The following is a 1,836-nucleotide window of genomic DNA, read 5'->3' on the forward strand; positions in this document are numbered from 1 at the left end:
TGCAGAAAATGATGTATGTTGGTTTTATTCTCTTCACAGTCGGATATTCCATTTTCACCCTATCTAATCATTTTAGCTTTCTAATCTTTGGTGTTTTCATTCTATCAATTGGTGAACTTATTTACGTTCCATGCAGGCAGTCGATTCTTGCTGATATCGTTGATGAAAAACACAGGGCATCCTATATGGCTATTAATGGACTTGTTTTCCAAGCCGGGAAATTGATTGGCGCTGCAAGTCTGTTCCTTGGACAAGCAACAGGAGCCATTGGTATCGCAGGTTTATTACTTTTTTCCTGTCTCAGCGGTATAATCTTAAGTGAGATTGCCTTACGAAAAAAAGTCAAAAGTCTAAATAATTTACTCGAAATTCAGCAAGGAAATTAAAATGGGGGTAAATGATGACGCAAACGTTTCGGGAATTCTTTAATTACTACCAGGAAGTCTGGGTAACATGCAATTACGACGGAATGAAGGCACTTATTTCGAAAGATTATCAGGCAAGAGAAATAACCAGAAGCTATGCGATGATTTTGGTTACGAAGAAGCACTAAAGGGGTGGCGAGAAGGCTTTTCCTTTGTTCAACGTAATCATGGACAATGGGCCATGCACGAAATTGGAGTAATTCCTCTCGGGAAAGGTGATTATTTGGGCATTCTTACTGCCTCTATTATGATTGATGGAAAAAGGCTTCAAAATGCGAATGTATTTTTTGAAACATTTACGTATCAAGATGAAGAATGGAAAAGAGTCAGAAGCTATATAGAAACAGGTATTCCAGCTGAACAGCTAAACGAGTATACCTTGGCATAGATGATTAAAAATTAAACGCTGGATAAGTCCGTTAATCCACTACAAATCAAAAAAGCGAAGCCCAAGTGGATAGGCTTCGCTTTTTTCTATTGATTAATAGCAGGCGTTTCATTATTAAGGAAATCGTTAATGGCCGTTTTGTTTGCTTCTAGATCTACTTGTAAAACAAGCATCCCATTTTTTCCATTTGCAACACGAACATCTTGGTACGTATCTTTTACTGGAATAGTTAAGCTTTCGATCTTTTCTGGATGATTAGTGAGGACTTCCTTTATTAAGCCAAGGGAATCACCGGTGTTGATATTTGTTTCAATATAAGGTTGGATGGAACCAAGTAATCTTGGTGCTTTTGTAATCCCATTTGTACTAATTACTTCATCCATTAATACCTTAATCACTTGCTGCTGGCGTCTTGTTCTGCCAAAATCAGATTCACTATCTTGTCTGAATCGTGCATACCCGAGCAGTTCTTTACCATTTAATTTCTGAACACCAGCATTTAAACTTACTCCAATATACTTACTCATTGCTTTTTCTACATCCACTTCAATTCCATCAGGATTCAATACATCAACGATGGTTTCAAAGCCCTTAAAGTCTACCATTGCAAAATATTCTACATCGATGCCTAAATTTTCTTTGATCGTCTTACGTAGTAATTCGGGTCCGCCTAGGGCATTCGCCGCATTTATTTTATAGTTTTCATTGTATCCGGGAATCGGGACATACATATCTCGCATTAGTGAAAGTAGTTTAACCGATTTCTTCATCGGATCGAATTGAGCGATAATAATAGAGTCAGAGTTTGCAGACGTATCATTTTCTCGTTTATCAATGCCAATTAGCAGAACATTTATTTTATCTTCAAGACTTTTTTGACCATTAAATTCATAGATTGTTTGATTGGGTGTAGAAGCAATGGCTTTTTCTGCGTCTTTCTTACCGTCGTAAAACTGATAATAGGTATACCCTAAAATAATAAGTGGAATTAGCAGGACAATTGAAACGAACAGTTTAATTCTC

Annotated in this window: 3 protein-coding genes; 2 read left to right on the plus strand and 1 reads right to left on the minus strand. The window is 37.0% G+C overall.

Annotated features, from left to right (window positions below; all coding sequences use genetic code 11):
- Positions 1-386: MFS transporter (locus tag WYK_RS06135; protein ID WP_040373681.1), on the plus strand; the 386-nt coding region annotated here is incomplete at its 5' end.
- 67 nt (positions 387-453) lie between these two features.
- Positions 454-813 carry a hypothetical protein gene (locus WYK_RS06140; RefSeq protein ID WP_051387344.1) on the plus strand — a complete coding sequence of 120 codons (360 nt, stop codon included), beginning with the start codon at positions 454-456 and terminating at the stop codon, positions 811-813.
- Positions 814-899: 86 nt separating this feature from the next.
- Here the strand turns inward: WYK_RS06140 and WYK_RS06145 are convergent.
- On the minus strand, positions 900-1,836 hold a 937-nt coding region (locus WYK_RS06145), incomplete at its 5' end, for an LCP family protein (RefSeq protein ID WP_040373682.1).

It is taken from the genome of Peribacillus psychrosaccharolyticus ATCC 23296, assembly GCF_000305495.1.
GTDB classification, from domain to species: Bacteria; Bacillota; Bacilli; order Bacillales; family DSM-1321; genus Peribacillus; species Peribacillus psychrosaccharolyticus.